Origin of the sequence: Sphingobium aromaticiconvertens (assembly GCF_037154075.1) — a bacterium.
GTDB classification, from domain to species: Bacteria; Pseudomonadota; Alphaproteobacteria; order Sphingomonadales; family Sphingomonadaceae; genus Sphingobium; species Sphingobium aromaticiconvertens.
Window position 1 is genome coordinate 3,127,717 of sequence record NZ_JBANRJ010000001.1, and the last position, 18,653, is coordinate 3,146,369.

Consider the following 18,653-nt stretch of genomic DNA (forward strand, 5'->3'; position numbering starts at 1 on the left):
CCACCTTAACGCGCGGACGATCCGACCCGTGCCAGCAATTCGCGCGTGAAGGGCGCAACGCGCACCATCGCTTCATCCGACAAGCCGTAGCGCGGCAATGGAAAGCCCGCAAAGCGTTTTCGTCCGCCATCGGTGCGATAAAGATAGGTGATGGTCTGGATCAGACTGCCAATCTGGCCACCGGGATGCATGAATGGCTCGCCACCGATGAAGCGCCCGCCCGCCGCCTCACCAAGCCGCTGCACGATGCCCAGATTCTTTTCCCAGAGGCGGCGGCACACGATGTACGCGCCAAAGGGCGTGTCGGAGAGCACCGCCCTCGCCTCCGCGCTTTGCAGGAAGGAGCGAACCGGCACCGACGGATGATCGCCCCAGGTGTTGCTGAACAGCAGCACCGCATCATAGCGCTGGACGATCGCATCGGGCGGATCATAGGCGAGCGGCACGATCATGCCCTTCTGCGCGCCCTGCGTCCATTTTTTGGACACCGCGATGTTCATCGGCCGGGCCAGCGCGTCGGCCGGATCGCTCATGGACATGCGGCACAACGCCACGTCCCACCCTTCAACTCGCGCCGCATCGGCGGCAAGGATGGCGGCTTTTTCTGCCTGTCCGGTCATGGAATAATAAAGGATCAGGCAACGCATGACGGGCATTCCTTTCAGGCGACGGCGGCCAAGCAACGGTCCAGCACCACAGCGTCCCGTTCCACGGCGACAGCGCGAAAACGCAGCTTGCCGCCGCCTTCCTCGAAAAATTCGAAGCGGATGGTTTCGCCGGGCATCACCGGCTTGCTGAAGCGCACGAACATGGATTTGAACCGTGCCACGTCATTGTCGCAATAGCTGGCAAGGATCGCGCGATTGGCCAGGCCATTGGTACACAGGCCATGCAGGATCGGCTGGTCGAACCCTGCCTTGCGCGCAATCGCCGGATCGGCATGGAGCGGGTTCCAGTCGCCGCTGAGACGATAGATCAGCGCCTGGCGCGGCAAGGTCGCGATCTCGACGACCTTGTCCGGCCTGCGATCGGGCACAGGCTCGGCGGGCGCCATGCGGTCGCCAAAACCACCCTTGCCGCCATTGCCGCGGAGAAACAGGGTCGATCGCACGGTCGCCAGATGATCGCCGTTGGCGATGTCGTACAGAAGCTTTTCCTGATGCAGCAATGCGCCGCGCCCTTCGCCCTTGTCCTCCAGTCCCGCGACTCGATATTCGCCCCTGATCGTCCCCGTCGCGGGCAACGGTTTGTGCATGACCAGGTCCTGCTCGGCATGCAGGATCTTGACCCAGTCCATGCCGAATTGCGGATCCTGCGCCCAGAATCCGGGGTGGCAGAGAATATTCGCATAGGATGGCAGGCAGCGCAGATCCTTTTCATAGACGAAGGGCAATTCGCCTTCATCCAGCGGGTCCGCGCCATAGCCCAGACCCAGCGCGAACAGGATCGTGTCCCGCTTGTCATAGGACTGGACGATCGGCTCGATCGCCATCGTCCTGATTTTTTCAATGTCCATGAAGCCGCCATCCCCTCCGGCACATGCGCGCCATTATCATTGGTTCGTAATAGAACTATATGCTAGCAATCTTAAATCCGGAATGCTAGCCCAGAAATACTATGCTAGCATACTAGATTGACAGCATCGTATGGAAGCGTATGATTGAAGGAAAGAGGAGGACAGCCATGCTGGCATGCCCATCCCGTCAATCCGAGGAGAAGGAAATATGGGTAGCCAGACCAAGATCGCGCCCGATTATCGGACAAGCCCCGCCCCGCTTTTCCAGCAGGTGATCGCCGATGACCCGATCCAGGCGCCTGCCGTGCTGCGCGAATATTCGGAGGTCGACGTCCCCGTCACCCGCGTATCGCGCGATCAATATCGCAGCCCCGCCTTCGCCGCGCTGGAGGAGGAGCGGCTATGGCCGCGCATCTGGCAATTCGCCTGCCGTGAGGAGCAGATCCCCGAAGTGGGCGATTGCGTCGTCTATGACAGCCCCGGCGCATCCTTCATCATCGTGCGCAGCGCACCGGACGACATCCGCGCTTATTATAATAGCTGCCTGCATCGCGGCATGAAATTGTGCGCCGAGGATACCAGCGTTGCCAAGCTGTCCTGCCCTTTCCACGGCTTCGCCTGGAACCTCGACGGCACTTTGGCGCATGTCCCCTCACGCTGGGATTTTCCGGGCCTGAAGGATGAGAATATGACCTTGCCGCAAGCGCAGGTCGAATGTTGGGACGGGTTCGTCTTCATCAACCGCGATGCCGACGCCCCGCCGCTGGCTGAGTATATGGGTCATATTCCCGATCATTTCGCCGACTGGTCCTTTGCCGACAAATATCTGGCGACCGTGATCCGCAAGACGATCGACGCCAACTGGAAGACCTGCATCGAGGCGTTTCTGGAATCCTTTCATCTGGCGGGCATCCACGCGCAGGCGCTGCCCTTTGGCGGCGACGCCAGCACCCAATATGATGTCTGGGCCGACGACCCGCATGTCAGCCGCTTCATGGAACCCACCGGCATCATGAGCGATCAACTGCCCAACGCCCTGTCGGAGCAGGAAATCCTGAACTCCGCTCTCTCGGTCGTGTTCGCGGGCGCCGCGCCGCCGACATTGGAAGACGGCATGAAGGCGCGTCATTTCATGGCAGCCGGCATGCGCGCGGCCATGAGCGAAGCCCATGGCGTCGACTATTCCGCCATGTCGGACGCCGAAGCGGGCGACGCGGTGCAATATTCGCTGTTTCCGAACATCGTGATCTTCCGTTCGCTCGGCTATCCCTATGTCTATCGTTTCTTGCCAGTGCGCGGCGATCCCAATCGCGCGACGTTCGAGTTCATGATCTTCAAACCAAAACCGGCAGACCCCAACTATCTGCCAGAGGTCGAGCGGGTCGAACTGGGCGATGCGGACACCTTTGCGGGTGCTGGCGTGTTGCCGCCCTGGCATGGTGAAATTTACGATCAGGACGTGAACGGCCTGCGCCAGTGTCAGGCGGGCATGCGCGATGGCGGCGATGCGGATATCATCTATTCGGCCTATCAGGAGGTCCGCATCCGCCACCTGCACCAGACGCTTGCGCGCTATGTGAGCGACAATCCTGCCGATGCCCCCGGCCGCCACTGATCCGAGGAGGAAGGCCCATCATGGAAAGCCGCATTCACACCGCCCCCAATCTGTTCATCTCCCGCTGGACGATCGCGCCGGACAAGCGCGAGGCGTTCCTAGCCATCTGGGACGGACTGTGGCGCACCCATGCCGGGGCGATCGAGGTCATGACCCATTTCGTCTATTATGGCTGGGCGCGTGATCCCAACCAGTTGGTGGTGCTGGAATCCTATCGCGACGAGGCGGTCGTCACCGAACTACGCAAGGATGAGGGCTTCAAGCAGGCGGTGCGCGCCATGCTCGATTGTTGCAGCGCGCCGATGACGATGGAGTTGCTGAACGGGCTGGAGGGCGATCGTTCGATCTTCGATCTTTACCCGGCCGGGCCTTCGACAGTGCACCCGCAGGACGCCAGCCAGCCCACCCTCTTCCTCTAAGAAACGACCCGATGACCAGCCTGTTTCCCCCTTTCAAGACCAGCAACCGCAATCGCCAGATGGTATTGGCGCACCGTCCCGTGGGCAGTCCGCAGGCCAGCGACTTCGCCTTGCGCGAAACGCCGGTCGCCACGCCACAGGATGGACAGTTTCTGGTCCGCAACCTTTATCTGTCCGCCGATCCGGTGCAGCGTGGATGGGCCTCAAACCCCGCGCTGACGCCGATAGACGCGCCGATGCGCGCGCTCGCGGTCGGGGTCGTGGCCGATAGCCGGGAACCGACCATCAAGGCGGGCGACGTGGTCTATGGCTTCCTGGGCTGGCAGGATTATGCGCTGGCGACCCGCGCGGATCTGCTTTCCCATATCCCCGAACCGCGCGCGCCGCTCTCTACCTATGCCGGTGTGCTGGGCATGCCTGGCGTGACCGCCTGGCTGGCGCTGAACGACATCGCCCCGCCCTCGGAAGGCAAGGCGGTCCTGGTCTCCACCGCCGCCGGCACGGTCGGCAGCGTGGTCGGCCAGATTGCGCGGCAAGCAGGCGCCCATGTCGTGGGGCTGACCGGCAGCGAGGAGAAGGTTGCGCGTTGCGTCGATCGCTTTGGCTATCATGCCGCCTATAACTACAAAAGCGGGGATCTGGCGATGACTCTGGCGCAGGCGCGCCCGGAAGGGTTCGACATTTATTTCGACAACACAGGCGGCCCGATCCTCGACACAGCGATCCGCAACATGGCCCGCTTCGGCCGGATCATCCAATGCGGCACGGCCGCGACGCCGAGTTGGTCCCCGCCACCCACCGGCCTGCGCAACGAGCGCGAGATATTGATGCGCGCGCTGACATGGACCGGCTTCGTGATTTTCGATCATGTCGACCGCTTTGGCGAAGCGATCGACCAACTGACCGACATGCTGCTCGCCGGTCAACTCAACCATGACGAGGTGGTGGAGTCAGGCATGGACCAGGTCACTGCTGCGCTGGAAGCACTGTTTTCAGGCACCAATGCGGGGAAAACGCTGATCTATATCGGGGAGGATTAGGGCCGATCGATATTGGACGACAGGATCACTCCTTCCGCCACACGCCGATCGCCGGGCGAATCGGCTGCACCGTCAGATCATCCTCGAAAATGCCTTCCAGCGTGAACGGGTCAGCCGCGACCAATGCGCGGGCAGCGGCTTCGTCCGCCGCTTCGATCAGGAAGCTGCTGCCGATCGGCGTTGCATCGGGTCCATCGCCACTCAACATCGCGCCCGCGACTTTGAGCGCATCGCCCTGCCCGACCCAATAGTCGATGTGCCGCTGGCGATGCTCCAGCCGCTTTTCCAGCAGGCCCGGACGGTCCGCCGCCAATATGATGAAGAACATGCATCCAACCCCTGTCAGTCGTTCGTTTCCAGCGCGAAGAGGTCAGCCTTATTTGGCGCCGACTTCGTCCAGTTGCCCGGCATTTTCTTCCAGTGCAGCACCGCCGCCCTGTTCGATCAGCACCTGCTTCAGATTGCCCTTAACAAGCGCCAGCACCTTTTCACAAATGGCGATTTCTTCTTCGGTCGCCCCTGCCAGCACGCGCTGGTTCATCTGCGACGCCACCTCGACCATCAGGCCGATAAGGCTGAAACCCTGTTCGGTGATGAACACCCGCTTGGCCCGACGATCGGTCGCATCGGCGCGACGCTCGACATGGCCCGATTCCTCCAGCCGGTCCACCAGACCGCCAACCGTGACCTTGCCCACTTCCATCAGCCGGGCGAGATCGACCTGCATCATGCCGTCATTGCCGCCGCGCGACAATGTGGTCAGCACCGACCATTGTGAGCGCGTGATGTCATAAGGCCGCATCATCTGATCCATGACCGTGCGCCGGATGCGCGACACGTCGTGGACGAGATAGCCGAAAGTGAATTGCTGGGCTGACGGCCTGTTCTTGGGTTTCTCGGTCTTGCTGGGAGTCTGTTTTTTGCTCTTCATTCTCGTTCATCTTCATAGTGATGCGCAAAACCGCGCCTGTGCATCATGGCGTAATAGGCGCAATGATGCAGCAAAAATCGTCAAGCGCATACGATATGCCTCTATATCATTCACATGATATTATCCGCGCAAGGGGCGAAAGCAGGTGCGGACTTCTTCCTCGAACAGGCCTGGCTGCTCGAAAGCCGCGAAATGGCCGCCCTTGTCCACATTGTTCCAGTGGATGATATTGCTGAACACGCGCTCCGCCCATTTACGCGGCGGGGCCAGAATTTCGCGGGGAAACTGACTGTATCCCAAAGGCAGGTCGATCGCCATCGGGCGGAAACTGCCCATGCTCTCCCAATAGAGCCGCGCCGATGACGCGCCGCTATTGTTCAGCCAGTAGAGCATGATGGTGTCGAGCATCTCATCGCGCGTGAAGATCGTCTCCGGCTCGCCATCGCAATCGCTCCAGCCCCGCAGCTTTTCGTAGATCCATGCCGCCTGCCCCACCGGCGAGTCCGCCAGCGCATAGCCGATCGTCTGCGGTCGGGTCGCCTGCAACCGGGCATAGGCGGATTCGATGTCAGCGAAATGTTTCGATGCCGCCAGTGCGGCCTGCTCCTCCGCATCGATCTCTTCCCCCAGATCGGGCGGCATGATCGACAGCATGTTGAGGTGAACACCGATCAATCCCGGCGGTGCCTGGACGCCCATCGACACCGTGACCGCCGATCCCCACTCGCCCCCCTGCGCCACATAGCGATCATAGCCCAGCCGTCGCATCAGTTCGGCCCACGCCCGCGCGATCCGCTCGACGCCCCAGCCCATTCCCTCCGGCTTACCCGAAAAGCCATAGCCCGGCAGCGACGGCACGATCAGGTGAAAGGCGTCCGCCGCATCTCCGCCATGAGTGACCGGATCGCTCAACGGGCCGATGACCTTGTGAAACTCGATCACCGATCCGGGCCAGCCATGCGTCAGCAGCAGCGGCATCGCGCCTTCATGGGGCGATCGGATATGCAGGAAGTGAATGTCCAGTCCGTCGATGACGGTCTTGAACTGGCCAAAGTCGTTCAGCATCGCCTCACACCGGCGCCAGTCATAATCCTGCCGCCAATGGTCGACCAGCGCACGCAACCTGGCGACCGGCACGCCCTGATCCCACCCCTTGCCCGTCTCATGCTCTGGCCAGCGCGCATGGATCAGGCGACGCTGAAGGTCATCCAGATCGGCTTGCGGAATGGCCAGCGTAAAAGGTCTGACAGGCTCGCTCATTCTGCGCGTTCCAATATGGAGTGAAGGACGAAGGCAATCCGATGCAGCAGCCGTTGGGTGAAATGCGCGCCCGCGCTGGCGACCAGAATATCGTCGCTAAGGCCGTTTTCAAAGGAATCGCGGCCACCCACCATCACCAGATTCATCAGGCGCAACCCAGCGCGCAACGCGAAATAGTCGATCTGCCGCTGGGGAATATCCGCACCCCCTGCCGCACGATAGGCGTCCATGAACCGCGCCCAGTCCGTCACGGCAATGACCACCGGATAGCAATAGCCCAGATCCTCGCCCGGATGGCCGATCGCGCATTGCTCCCAGTCCAGCACAGCCGTAATCTCGCCATCGCGCGCCAGGATATTGTGAAAGATCATATCGTTATGGACGATGGCGCGCCGGTCGTCGAGGCAATCGGCATTGTCGCGCAGCCAGGCAATCGCTGCCGACATGGTGACGGAAGGCCAGTGCGCTTTCTCCGTCCAGCTCGACGCGAGCTGTTCCATCTCCATCCGCCAGCCTTCCATATCATGCCGGTCGCGCGCCGCGCGCAACCCCTCACCCACCGTCTCCACCGGCTGGGCGTGCAGCAGCGCCATTTCGCGCGCCAGACCCAAAACAACCCCCTCCTCCTCGGCAGGCAGCCAGTAATCGGGCTGGACCGGCGCGCCCACCACCTGCTCGGCGAGCAGGAAAGCGGCATCCAGCCAGCTCGAATCATTCTCCACTAATATGGGGCGCGGCACCCGCATGCCTGCTGCGTGGAGGCGAGACAGCAGGCGATGTTGCCCCGCTTCACCCAGGAACGCATCACTACCCGCCTGACCCGGGATGCCGCGCTGAATCACCATATCGCCCGGCACGTCTCCGCCACCCGCAATAGAAAGCAGCGCGGTCTGGCGCGACCGCCCACCCGCGATCAGGCGAAAGCTGGTGATCGTCACCTCTCCGCATCCCGGTCGTTGCCGGAGATAAGCCTGCAAACGCATCGGATCGATTGTGCTGGCACCTGCACTTTCACTCGCAGGGGCTGCACGCTCGACCGCATCTATCCGGGCGATGGCGGCGTCCAGCAAGGACTTTTCCCATTGGATCGCATCGCGCAAGGTGGCAGGCGCCGCTCCCCTGTCCAGCTTCTCCGCTGCTTCAGCAATCGTGCCGCCGGTATCGCGATGGACTGCGGCATTTTCTGGCGGTCCACCCAGCCGGTCCGTATCCGCATCGGCAGACGCCCCTGCCTGCCCCGGCTCCAATGCATTCGCCATGGTGGTGAGGATGCGGATGCCATTGTCCAGCGCATCGCGCGCGCCACTATCCTCGACACTGGGGCGGACCTGCGTCCGCAACCCCTGCGCCACACTCCAGAGATATCGGGCGTTCGTCACGATAGGCACCTCTCACATAGTATGTACTCATGCTTACCGTATGATTGCGTAGTTTATCAATGCCTACCGTGCATCCACCCTGTCGAGCGAGGCAAGCCACGCATCCTCGTCCAGCCACCAGTCCGTCAACGCCTCCAACTCGACATGGCGCAGACCATGATCGTCCAGCATCGCCCGAACATTCGTGGCGCCATGCAGGGTGACATGATGAACCAGTTCCACTTCGCTAAGGCCGATCCCGGTAAAGCCTGCAGCCGCGGCCTGACGCATTCGTTCCGCCAACGGCACCGGGCACGACACCGCCCCTGCCTGCGGCCGCTGCCCCGCCAGCAACCAGTGGGCCGCCAGCAGGTCATGGCATCGCGCCGTGCCCGGCACGCCAGATTGCCCCATTGATCCTCTCCATTTTTCAGTGCGGCATAGCGCTTGGCAAGGCTTGCTCTCTATATTAGTATTCTAACATACGGATTGCCTGCAGACCATAATCACAAAGCCGCCCATGGAGAGAGGAACGTTGCATGATCAATACGCATGGCATTCACCCCGGCACGGCTCGCCCCCTTGGTGGTGATCGCTACACATCACGCGCCTTCATGGAGGCGGAATGGGACAATGTCTGGACCAAGAGCTGGCTGATCACGATCCGCGCCGACCAAATTCCCGAACCCGGCGACTTCATGCTGGAGGAAATCGGGCGCGAGTCCATCCTGATCGTCCGTCAGGATGATGGCGGGATCAAGGCTTTATACAATGTCTGCCAGCATCGCGGGAACAGACTGGTGATCGAACCCGAAGGCAGCATGCCCTCCTTCACCTGCCCCTATCATAGCTGGCGGTTCGAGTTGGATGGCCGGTGCAGCTATGCTCAGGACCCGGAGGATTTTCCGGGCGGCGACCCGTGCGCCCATGCTTCGCTGGCGGACATTCCCTGCGAACAATTTTCCGGTTTCGTCTGGATCAACATGGACCCGGCCTGCGCCTCCCTGCGCGAGTCGCTGGGACCAATCTGGGACGCCTGGTCAGTCTATCCGCTGGAGAATATGACTCGCGTGCAGGCGACCTCCGTCCGCATGCCGTGCAACTGGAAGCTGCTGCTCGACAATTTCCATGAGACTTATCATCTACCCACCGCCCATCCCGAAGGCATCGAATATGCTGAGGACAGCTATCTCGAAACCCATATCGAACTATATGAAAACGGCCATGCGCTGGGACAGACCAAATGCTGCCTGCCCGCCCATCGCCTGCCCGCGCACAAGAACCGGCTGACCGAACCGGTCGCGTCCGATCTGGAACGATGGGATCTCGATCCGCAAGCCTTCCGGGGGCGCGAGCGCGACCCACGGGAGGCGGTGCAGAGGCAGAAGCGCGCCCTCTATGCCGAGCGCGGGCTGCACCATTATGCCCGACTCAGCGACGCCCAGTTGACGGATGTGTTCCACTATACGCTGTTCCCGAACTTCGCCACCTCGCTCAACGCGGACGGCATGCTGTTCCTCCGCGCGATGCCGCATCCGACCGACCCGGAACATTGCATCTTCGATAGCTGGTATTATAATTTCGGCGACATGAGTTGGCACAAGTCACTGGTCACACTGGACGGCGAACAGGCCCGAAAGCCGGTCGAGCGCGAGATTATCGACTATGGCGACAAAAGCCTGGGCGTGGTGCTGGACGGCGACGCCTGGGTCATGGCGGGCCAGCAGAAGGCCCTGTATTCACGCGGCTATCGCGGCGCGATCCTTGCCAATCAGGAACGGCGGATCACGCAATATCACGCGATGATCGACCGCTATATTGCGGGCTATCGTCCACCCGCCAATAGTCGGAGCGCCGCATGACCGCGCCTGTCGCCGTCATCCAAAGGCTGGGTGAGATGGGCCTTGCTCATGACATCAATGTGGTGGCGTCGGTGGGGCTGCGGCAGATATTCGCGGTCGGCCCCAACGGCTTGCGGGTGGAAATGAATTTCACGGAAGACTGAATATCTTCGTCACGCCATCCCAGTTCGCGCCCGCCTGCTCAATCGCAGCGAACAGCCCCTGTACTTCGGGCTTGAGTTGGGCGACTTCCAAAATGACCGTCTTGGCGGCATCCATGGCGAAATAGGCCAGCGTCGAGCCATCGGCAAACGTCGCGCCCTGCAAGCGCGTTCCCCCACGCTGCGCAATCCACTGTTCCGTCTCCGCCAGATCATCGGTGAAAACACATAGGTGATGGATGCCCGTCTTCCCGTCTGCGAGGAATTCCTGAAAGATCGAAGGGCCGCGCGGTTCGATCAGTTCCACCATCAGATCGCCCGAATAGGCGATCGCCGCGCCAAATTCGGCGATATGCGCCTGTCCGCGATAATCGCCCTTCGTCACGTCGAATGTCGGAAAGATGAAGAAGGGGCCGACCCCCATCACCTGCGTCCACCAATCGATCGCGGCGTGCAGGTCCGGCACCATATAGGCAATCTGGTTGATACGGCTCATGGGTTTGTCGGCCATCGGCTTATCCTCTCCTACTGGGGTGATGCCCACTAGTTATCTCCAATATCATATGCTAGCACTCTATATGCGCGATGAGAATGACTCACGCAAAAAACATTGGAGCGAGAGGATGCGCCGGACCAAAAGTCCCGACCTGCATGGCAGGATTGCCCTTATCACCGGCGGCGCGCGGGGCTTGGGCGCGGCCTGCGCCTGGGCGATCTGCGAAGGCGGCGGCAAGGTGATGATCGCCGACATATTGACTGGGCGGGGCGAGCAGACCGCAGCGGAATTACGCGATGCGGGCCATGACGCGTATTTCACCACGCTCGACGTGCGCGATGAAGCGGCATGGGCCGCTGCGGTCGCCACCACGGTCGAACGCTTCGACCAACTCGACATTCTCGTCAACAATGCGGGCATCGCCACCGCCGCGACGATCGAGGATCTGACGGTGGCGGATTTCCAGGCGATCCTCGACATCAACCTGCTTGGCCCCTTTCGCGGCATGCAGGCCGCCATTCCAGCGATGAAGGCGGCGGGCGGCGGCGCGATCGTCAACATCTCATCCAATTCGACCCAGCGGGTGAGCGCCATCACCACCTCCTATGCGGCGACCAAGGCGGCTGTCGCGAACATGACCAAGTCGGCGGCGATCCACCTCGCACAGACCGGATCGGGCATCCGCGTCAATTCGGTCCATCCCGGTCCGCACGCCACTGAAATGCTGCTCGGCAGCGACGCCAAGGCCGACCTGCCACAAGTGCAGGCGCTGCGCGACGCCATCCCCATGGGCCGCATGGGCAATGCGGAGGAGGTGGGCGCTGTCGTCGCCTTCCTCGCGTCCGACGCGGCCTCCTACGTCACCGGCGCGGAGCTGTTCGTCGATGGCGGGCTGACCCCGCATTGATCGCCCTCTTTCCCATCGCAAAAGGAGCCAGGCCATGCTGACACCCTATGACGAATATCCGGTACATCAGGCACCCTATACGTTCAGCCATATTCCTTCGACCGACTATAATTGGGACGATGGCTATTATTTCGGTGTTTTCAGCCCCGATGACGGCGTGTTCCTGGCCACCGGCGCGCGGATCAATCCCAACAGCGACATGATCGGCGGCTATGCGTTGCTCAACGTGGCAGGCCACCAGACCACAGTACGGTTCAACCGCTGCTGGCGCGGCAATTTCGACGTCGCCATCGGCCCGTGGCGCGTCGAGTTTACCAAGCCGCTGCACCAGATGCGGCTGGTGCTGGAGGATAATGGCAGCGGCCTGAGCTTCGACCTTATATGGGAAGGCACCTCCCCCGCCTTTCTGGAGGATCATCATGTCGCCGAACATCGCGGGCGGCGCACCACCGACCAGACCCGCTATTCGCAGCCGGGCAAGGCGAGCGGCTGGATCAAGCTGGGCGACCGGACATGGCAAGTCGACCCGGCCAAATGGTCCGCCGCGCGCGATCATAGTTGGGGCCTTTATGCGGAACGGCCCCCGCTCTCCCCGGTTGCCTCGCTGCTGCCCCCGCGCAAGCCCGACACCGGTCCCAAACGCGCGCTGCGCTTTTGGACCTGTTTCCGGACCGATCCGTTCAGTGGCTTCTTCCACATGCACGAAACCGCCGATGGCGAGCAGCGCAAGATGAACGACGTCTTCGGCACCCCCTTTGGCGGCACCATCTTCCGCGGCTGGGATGGCGAGCCGATCGAGTTGACCAGCGGTCGACACGAGGTGGAATTCCATCCCGGCACGCGGATCATGCGCCAGGCGACCGTCCATCTGGAGGACGGGAGCGGCGGCCAGTGGCGCGTCGTTTTCGAGGCAATCGGCATGCCCTGGGTCGTCCAGACGATGGGCTATCACCCCGGTAGCTGGAGCGACGGCGGCACCTTTTTCACCTATCATGGGTCAGAGGAACTGGCGCTGGAATGGGACCAGTTTGATTTCTCGGTCCAGCCCTTCGACTATACCCCCAACAAGGTGCGCGGCGAGCAGGCTGCGACCAATTTCGGCGAAGGCACCGGCACCGAAAATGGCGGGCAGAAGGTGCAGGGACCGGAATATCTTGCCCGCGTCACCACCCATGCGCCGGACGGATCGGTCAGCACCGGCGCCGCGCAAGTTGAGCTGTTCATCAACGGTCCCTACGCGCCCTATGGATTTGAATGACCATGGACTTCACGGCGGCTGAACTGGCGCCGATCCTGTCCATCCATCTGGGCGGACAGGTGACGGTAGACAAGGTCGAGGGCTTCCCGCGCGGCTCCTCGCGTGAGACGCGCTTCGTCACCTGCCGGATCGACAACGGACCGGAACGCGAACTGGTGCTGCGCAGCGATTTCCCGGCCGGCAGCACCGATCCCAATCCGCTGGATCTGGAATATTTCGTCTATGACCGGCTGGGGCAGGCGGACGTACCGACCGCACGCGCGCTGTTCTGGGAGGATGATCCGGCCCGCACCGATCGCCCTTTCTACGCCCGCGAGAAGATCGACGGTGATTGGAACATCGCCCATTTCTCCGATCCCGACCCTGCCTATGACGACCTGCGCATCGCCATGGCCAAGGCGCATGTCGCCGCGCTCGCCCGCGTTCATGCGCTCGACTGGCGCATATTGGGCTTTGGCGAGCGGCTGCCCGTCCCGCGTGACAAGGCCGACGCCGCCGCCTGCGCGCTCCGCCATGCCCGCGCACAATATCTGGCGCTCGCGACCGAGCCGATCCCGCTGCTGCTCGAAGCGATCGAATGGCTGACCGACCATGCCCCGCCCGCGCCCTGCCTCGGCCTATGCAAGGGTACCAACGGCTATGGCGAGGAAGTCTTCCGCGACGGCCAACTGGTTGCGCTCAGCGACTGGGAGGAAGTCACGATCGGCGACCCGGCGTCGGACTTCGCCTTCATGCAGGGCTTCCTTGTGGAGATAGAGCGTGACGGCGAGATGCTGTGGGGCCTCGGCCCGGCGCTCGACCATTATGCGGACCTCACCGGTATCCGCATCAGCCCGCAGTCGGTGCAATATTATCAGCTCATCCGATCGCTGCGCCTCGCAATCATGTCGCATAATTCAGCCGCCTCGCTGCGCCGCCCCGATGCCCACATCCGGCAGGGCTGGACGGCGAGCGAGGTCCAGCATCTCGCCAAATATATCCTCGCCTCTGCCATGGGCATGGCGCCGCCCGTTTCCGCCGCGCGCTTCGCCCAGCTCAATATCTCCGTGGACATGGAATAGAGAGATGATCCATCCTTCCGCCGCGCAGATCATACGCACTATCGAAGCGACGCTGGTCGATGTGGTCGAGCCTGCTGTGCAGACCACCACCGCCCGCAGCGCGCTCGCCACAATCGGCCATCTGCTGCGCCATGTCGCCCTGCGGATCGAGCAGGAGGGGCAAATCTTGGCGGACGACATCCTTGTCCAGCGGGCGTTGCTGGCCGACATCGCTACCTATCTTGCCACGGCGGGCGATGCCGATCCAGGCGACGCCATCCAGGCCGCGCTCGCGCAAGCCGCCGCGCCGGATGCCCGTTACCCGTCGCTCAGCATCATGGGCGCCCGCGCGTCCCTGCTTCGACAGGCGATCCAGGATGCGCTGATCTTCCTTCAGGACCAGCGCGACCCCCGCAAGGCCGACCCCGCCTATCAGGCCATCCGCGCCGCCATCCGTACCTATCTCGCTGCCGAGGTTCAGGCCGAAGGCACGCTCATTCACCCCGCTTTCGAAGACAAGGGACCAAGACGATGACCAGCAACTGGAAGGCCAGCAGCTATACCGGCGCCAGCGTACCCTTCGCCCCCGTGCTGCCGGAGGACGACTACCTTCACCCCGTAGAGCCGGACGCGCACTTCACCGCGATCGAGACCAACCTTTATGGCTTCGACATTCCCGAGCATGACATCAACTGCAATATCTACCTGCTCTGGCATCACGCGCTCCAGACCATGTCGCTGCACATCTTCGTCCACAAGGGACGACGGATATTACCGCACCAACTGTCGGCCGACTATTTCAAGGAACATCTCTATCTGCCCGCCCCGGCGGACATAGCGGACTTCACGGTCGAGGCCGGGTCAATGACCTATCGCTCGCGGATCGTCGATCCACTGAACGACATCGTGATCGAGGCGGACGATCCCAGCCGCAACTTCTCGCTACGCCTGAACTACCGCGCCGCGCTGCCGCCGGTCGGTCGACCGGGCGGCAAGCATTTCACCCAATTGCTCAAGACATCGGGCGAGGTGGTGCTGGACGGCGTCGCCTATCCGATTGATGGCCATTATATGCGCGATCGGTCCTGGGGCTATAACCGCCCCGAAGAACCCGAGCGCACGCCGCCCTATCGCTGGATGACCGGCTGGATCAATGACGCGCAGGGCGGCATCCACAAAAGCTTCGTCATCGCGTGGATCGACACCGGTATGCTTGATGGGCCAGAGTTCGGCCCCGAATGGCACAAACGGATCGGCGGTTCCGACGGCACCGGCGCGAACAAGTGGGAATCGGGCGGCAGCACGCCCAGCCTCAACCTGCGCAGCGGCTGGATCTCGGTCGATGGCGTACTGCGTCCGGTGGTGCGGATCGACACCCGCACCCTGTTCGATGAGCATAGCCGCCTGCTCGTCCGCGCGTTCGAGGTCGATATCGAGGATGATCGCGGAGAGGTCCATCGCTTCACCGCCAGCACCGTCGCGATGATACCCAAAATGTATTGGCAGAACCTCCTCACCTATATGCATTTCATGGAACTGACCTGCGACGGCCTGACGGGACATGGCGACCTGATGGACAGTTTCGGCGGGCACCATATCCGCAAGTTCGGCCTTTAACTCGAGGGGAAATCCGTACTTTCCGACACAACGCGCCAGGCATCAATCTCGGCGCGCCGGTTGCTCAGGACATCATCGGCAAAGGCATAGGCGTCGCTCCCCAATAGCAGGCGGAGCGGCGCCGCTTCGCTGTCCATCGCCGCGAAGATGGCGAACGCAGCGGCGGCGGGGTCGCCCGCCTGTATGCCATCGACGCCAGTGGCCCGATCACGCATCTTCGCCAGGAAAGGATAGGCCGGATGCGGCGCGGAAGCCTGCGCGATAGATCGGCCAGAGAAGTCGGTGCGAAAATAGCCCGGCTCCACGATCAGCACGCCCACGCCAAAGGATTTGACCTCCTCCGCCAGCGACTCGGACACCCCCTCCAGCGCGAATTTCGATGCGGCATAAAAGCCCGCGCCCATATGCCCGCGCATGCCCCCGATCGAGGACATGTTGACGATATAGCCGCCACCGCGTTCGCGCAAATCAGGCAGGGCCGCGCGCATCAGACGCAACGGACCAAAGAAATTGACGCCCAGTTGCGCCTCGATCTCCGCGTCCGTGCTTTCCTCCACGCCGCCCAAAAATCCATAACCGGCATTGTTGAGCAGCACGTCGAAACCGCCAAGGGTGCGCGCGGCAGCCATAGCCTCCTCGATTTGCACGGGATTGCTTACGTCCAGCGCCACCGCTTTCGCCCGTCCATCGGACGCTGCGACCAGTTCATCAAGCGTCGAGATATCGCGCGCCGTCGCAATGACATGCCCGCCCTCAGCCAGCACGGCCCGCGTGATCGCTCTGCCGAATCCGCTTGAAGCTCCCGTAATGAACCAGCTTTTTTTACCCCAACCCGTCATTCTTCGCTCTCCCACCTTCAATGATACACCTCTATATAATATGCAAGATTACTATATGACCACCAAGGCCGCAATGCTTCGCGACGGCCTTGACTTATGCAATCTAGCATATAGTAAGAATGCGTACCACAAGCGACGGCAGCGGCGACACATCCGCCGACCAGTCGAACGGGAGGGATTAGGTGGACATCAGTTTTTCCGAAGACCATGAAAGCATTCGCGACAGCGTGCGTAAGGTCTGCGATCAGTTCGACGACGAATATTGGTCGCGATGCGACCAGGAAAAGACCTTCCCCTTTGAATTTCACAAGGCGATGGCCGATGCCGGATGGCTGGGCATCACCATGCCGGAGGAGTTTGGCGGCGCCAATCTGGGCGTCACCGAAGCCGCGATCATGATGCATGAAGTTTCGTGCAGCGCGGGCGGCTATTCGGCGGCGAGCACGCTGCACCTCAACATCTTCGGCCCGCATGCCGTCGTGGTGCATGGCACGCCCGAACAGAAGGAGCGGATGCTCAAGCCCCTTGTCGCCGGCACAGACCGCGCCTGCTTTGGCGTGACGGAACCCGATGCGGGCCTGGACACCACCAGCATCACGACCTTCGCGACCAAAGTGCCGGGCGGCTACAGCGTCACCGGCCGCAAAATCTGGACCTCATCGGGCCAGGTCGCCAACAAGATCCTGTTGCTGACCCGCACCACGCCCAAGGACCAGTGCAAGAAGCCAACCGACGGCATGACGCTCTTCTACACCGATCTCGACAAGACCCAGGTCGAAGTTCGCCGCATCCCGAAGATGGGCCGCAACGCGGTCGATTCCAACGCGACCTTCATCGACGATTATTTCGTGCCTGAAGAGGATCGGATTGGCGAAGAGGGCAAGGGATTCCACTATATCCTCCACAGCCTTAACCCCGAACGCATTCTTGTCGGCATCGAGGCGGTGGGCCTTGGCCGCGGCGCGCTCGCCCGCGCCGCGAAATATGCGGGCGAGCGCAAGGTATTCGGCAGGCTGATCGGCCAGAATCAGGGCATCCAGCATCCACTCGCGGAAAACTGGGCTTATCTGGAATCCGCCTATTGGATGATCATGCGCGCGGCCAATCTCTACGACCAGGGCAAGCCCTGCGGCGCAGAGGCGAATGCGGGCAAGCTGCTTGGCGGCCGCGCCGCTTTCGATGCCTGCACCCGCGCCGTGATGACCCATGGCGGCATGGGCTATTCGACCGAATATCAGGTCGAACGGCTGTTCCGCGAATCCATCCTGCTGCGCATCGCACCCATCACGGAGCAACTGATCCTCAGCTTCATCGCGGAAAAAGTACTCGACCTGCCAAAATCATACTGAACAAGACCAAGGAGAGGTCCATGTCCAACTATCCCAAACCGGATGCGGCGACGCTACTGGAAATCTATAAGAAAGCCGCGCTCATCAAGCAGAATGACGAGCGCGTCATCAAGCAGATGATGGCCGGCAAGCTGGTCATGCCCTATTACAGTCCCCGCGGGCAGGAGATCATCCCCTCCGCTTTGTCGGTCAGCCTGACCGATGACGATTATATCTGCACCATCTATCGCGGCATCCACGACATGCTGGCGAAGGGCTTTCCGCTCGACGCGCTGTGGGCGGAACTGGCGGGTCGCGTCACCGGCACCTGCAAGGGCAAGGGCGGCCCGATGCACCTGACCTGCCCCGAAAAGGGCATGATGGTGACCACGGGCATCGTCGGTTCCTCCATGCCGATCGCCACCGGGCTTGGCTGGGCGGCCAAGCTCGACGGCAAAAACCGCGTTTCGGTCGCCAACTTCGGCGACGGCGCCGCCAATATCGGCGCCTTCCATGAATCGATGAATATGGCGGCTGTCTGGAAGCTGCCCGTCATCTTCCTGTGCCAGAATAACCTCTACGCCGAACATACCAGCATCGCCTATTCGCGCGTGGTGGAGAAGATTTCGGAGCGCGCGGCGGGCTATGGCATGCCCGGCGTTACTGTGAACGGCAATGACCCGGACGAGATGTATGGCGCGGCCAAGGTCGCGATCGACCGCGCCCGCGCAGGCGAGGGCCCGACCCTGATCGAAGCGATGACCTTCCGCTTCAACGGCCATCTGCTGGGCGAATCCGGCGGCTATATGGACAAGGATCTCTATGCCGACGCGCAGACGAAAGACCCGATGCCGATCCTGCGCGCCCGGCTGGTGACCGAGGGCATTGCCAGCGAAGAAACACTCAAAGCCATCGAGGCTGACATCGACGCCCGCATCGACGCGGCGCTGACCGCCGCGATGGATGCGCCCTTCCCCGACTTGGCCGAACTGAAGCGCGACGTGTTCGCCGAAGAAATTGCGTGAGG

21 protein-coding genes are annotated in these 18,653 nt (G+C 62.0%); 12 read left to right on the top strand and 9 right to left on the bottom strand.

What is annotated here, in order from left to right; all coding sequences use genetic code 11:
• Positions 1-5: 5 nt before the first annotated feature.
• The gene (locus WFR25_RS14915; RefSeq protein WP_336971969.1) at positions 6-647 is read right to left on the bottom strand and encodes a hypothetical protein; all 642 of its coding nucleotides are present in this window, start codon (positions 645-647) and stop codon (positions 6-8) included.
• Positions 648-661: 14 nt separating this feature from the next.
• Positions 662-1,516 (bottom strand): MaoC/PaaZ C-terminal domain-containing protein, encoded by an 855-nt coding sequence (locus WFR25_RS14920; RefSeq protein ID WP_336971970.1) that lies wholly within the window; start codon positions 1,514-1,516, stop codon positions 662-664.
• Positions 1,517-1,724: 208 nt separating this feature from the next.
• Here WFR25_RS14920 and WFR25_RS14925 point away from each other — a divergent pair, with 208 nt between their 5' ends.
• The 3 genes from WFR25_RS14925 to WFR25_RS14935 are packed head-to-tail and all read left to right on the top strand — an operon-like array spanning position 1,725 to position 4,590.
• Positions 1,725-3,131 (top strand): aromatic ring-hydroxylating oxygenase subunit alpha, encoded by a 1,407-nt coding sequence (locus tag WFR25_RS14925; RefSeq protein WP_336971971.1) that lies wholly within the window; start codon positions 1,725-1,727, stop codon positions 3,129-3,131.
• Positions 3,132-3,151: 20 nt separating this feature from the next.
• A complete protein-coding gene (locus tag WFR25_RS14930; RefSeq protein WP_336971973.1) occupies positions 3,152-3,550 on the top strand; it encodes a putative quinol monooxygenase in 399 nt (132 codons plus the stop codon).
• Between the two features lie 11 nt (positions 3,551-3,561).
• Positions 3,562-4,590 carry an NADP-dependent oxidoreductase gene (locus tag WFR25_RS14935; protein ID WP_336971974.1) on the top strand — a complete coding sequence of 343 codons (1,029 nt, stop codon included), beginning with the start codon at positions 3,562-3,564 and terminating at the stop codon, positions 4,588-4,590.
• A 25-nt stretch (positions 4,591-4,615) separates the two neighbouring features.
• Here WFR25_RS14935 and WFR25_RS14940 read toward each other — a convergent pair whose 3' ends face one another.
• The 5 genes from WFR25_RS14940 to WFR25_RS14960 all read right to left on the bottom strand — a co-directional run bounded on the left by WFR25_RS14940 (position 4,616) and on the right by WFR25_RS14960 (position 8,553).
• Positions 4,616-4,918 carry a YciI family protein gene (locus WFR25_RS14940; RefSeq protein ID WP_336971977.1) on the bottom strand — a complete coding sequence of 101 codons (303 nt, stop codon included), beginning with the start codon at positions 4,916-4,918 and terminating at the stop codon, positions 4,616-4,618.
• Between the two features lie 48 nt (positions 4,919-4,966).
• The gene (locus tag WFR25_RS14945; RefSeq protein WP_336971978.1) at positions 4,967-5,521 is read right to left on the bottom strand and encodes a MarR family winged helix-turn-helix transcriptional regulator; all 555 of its coding nucleotides are present in this window, start codon (positions 5,519-5,521) and stop codon (positions 4,967-4,969) included.
• 120 nt (positions 5,522-5,641) lie between these two features.
• Positions 5,642-6,781: an epoxide hydrolase family protein gene (locus WFR25_RS14950; RefSeq protein ID WP_336971981.1), complete on the bottom strand. Its 1,140-nt coding sequence runs from the start codon at positions 6,779-6,781 to the stop codon at positions 5,642-5,644.
• Positions 6,778-8,160, bottom strand: coding sequence for a phosphotransferase family protein (locus WFR25_RS14955; protein WP_336971984.1), 1,383 nt, complete (start codon positions 8,158-8,160; stop codon positions 6,778-6,780). The genes WFR25_RS14950 and WFR25_RS14955 overlap by 4 nt, the downstream gene beginning before the upstream one ends.
• Before the next feature lie 63 nt (positions 8,161-8,223).
• Positions 8,224-8,553, bottom strand: a complete 330-nt coding sequence (locus WFR25_RS14960) for a hypothetical protein (RefSeq protein ID WP_336971986.1) — start codon at positions 8,551-8,553, stop codon at positions 8,224-8,226.
• Between the two features lie 125 nt (positions 8,554-8,678).
• On the opposite strand from WFR25_RS14960, the gene WFR25_RS14965 reads away from it, so the two are divergent.
• Both WFR25_RS14965 and WFR25_RS14970 read left to right on the top strand, forming a co-directional pair.
• On the top strand, positions 8,679-10,001 hold the full coding sequence (locus tag WFR25_RS14965) for an aromatic ring-hydroxylating oxygenase subunit alpha (protein ID WP_336971988.1): 1,323 nt from the start codon (positions 8,679-8,681) through the stop codon (positions 9,999-10,001).
• Entirely contained in the window at positions 9,998-10,144 is a 147-nt protein-coding gene (locus tag WFR25_RS14970) for a hypothetical protein (RefSeq protein ID WP_336971990.1), read from the top strand. Before WFR25_RS14965 ends, WFR25_RS14970 begins: the two co-directional genes overlap by 4 nt.
• Here WFR25_RS14970 and WFR25_RS14975 read toward each other — a convergent pair.
• Positions 10,131-10,652 carry a VOC family protein gene (locus tag WFR25_RS14975; RefSeq protein WP_336971992.1) on the bottom strand — a complete coding sequence of 174 codons (522 nt, stop codon included), beginning with the start codon at positions 10,650-10,652 and terminating at the stop codon, positions 10,131-10,133. The genes WFR25_RS14970 and WFR25_RS14975 overlap by 14 nt on opposite strands.
• A 112-nt stretch (positions 10,653-10,764) precedes the next feature.
• Between WFR25_RS14975 and WFR25_RS14980 the strand changes: the two genes are divergently transcribed.
• Genes WFR25_RS14980 through WFR25_RS15000 form a run of 5 tightly spaced genes read left to right on the top strand, consistent with a single transcriptional unit; the run spans position 10,765 to position 15,459 of the window.
• Positions 10,765-11,544, top strand: a complete 780-nt coding sequence (locus WFR25_RS14980) for an SDR family NAD(P)-dependent oxidoreductase (RefSeq protein WP_336971994.1) — start codon at positions 10,765-10,767, stop codon at positions 11,542-11,544.
• 34 nt (positions 11,545-11,578) lie between these two features.
• The gene (locus WFR25_RS14985; RefSeq protein ID WP_336971995.1) at positions 11,579-12,802 is read left to right on the top strand and encodes an Rv3169 family protein; all 1,224 of its coding nucleotides are present in this window, start codon (positions 11,579-11,581) and stop codon (positions 12,800-12,802) included.
• The gene (locus tag WFR25_RS14990) at positions 12,799-13,863 is read left to right on the top strand and encodes a phosphotransferase family protein (RefSeq protein WP_336971997.1); all 1,065 of its coding nucleotides are present in this window, start codon (positions 12,799-12,801) and stop codon (positions 13,861-13,863) included. The genes WFR25_RS14985 and WFR25_RS14990 overlap by 4 nt, the downstream gene beginning before the upstream one ends.
• 4 nt (positions 13,864-13,867) lie before the next feature.
• Positions 13,868-14,377, top strand: a complete 510-nt coding sequence (locus tag WFR25_RS14995; RefSeq protein WP_336971998.1) for a hypothetical protein — start codon at positions 13,868-13,870, stop codon at positions 14,375-14,377.
• On the top strand, positions 14,374-15,459 hold the full coding sequence (locus tag WFR25_RS15000; protein ID WP_336972001.1) for a DUF7064 domain-containing protein: 1,086 nt from the start codon (positions 14,374-14,376) through the stop codon (positions 15,457-15,459). Before WFR25_RS14995 ends, WFR25_RS15000 begins: the two co-directional genes overlap by 4 nt.
• On the opposite strand, the gene WFR25_RS15005 is transcribed toward WFR25_RS15000, so the two are convergent.
• Positions 15,456-16,298: an oxidoreductase gene (locus WFR25_RS15005; RefSeq protein WP_336972002.1), complete on the bottom strand. Its 843-nt coding sequence runs from the start codon at positions 16,296-16,298 to the stop codon at positions 15,456-15,458. The genes WFR25_RS15000 and WFR25_RS15005 overlap by 4 nt on opposite strands.
• 182 nt (positions 16,299-16,480) lie before the next feature.
• On the opposite strand from WFR25_RS15005, the gene WFR25_RS15010 reads away from it, so the two are divergent.
• The gene (locus tag WFR25_RS15010; protein WP_336972003.1) at positions 16,481-17,647 is read left to right on the top strand and encodes an acyl-CoA dehydrogenase family protein; all 1,167 of its coding nucleotides are present in this window, start codon (positions 16,481-16,483) and stop codon (positions 17,645-17,647) included.
• Between the two features lie 20 nt (positions 17,648-17,667).
• On the top strand, positions 17,668-18,651 hold the full coding sequence (locus WFR25_RS15015; protein WP_336972006.1) for a thiamine pyrophosphate-dependent dehydrogenase E1 component subunit alpha: 984 nt from the start codon (positions 17,668-17,670) through the stop codon (positions 18,649-18,651).
• Positions 18,652-18,653: the final 2 nt, after the last annotated feature.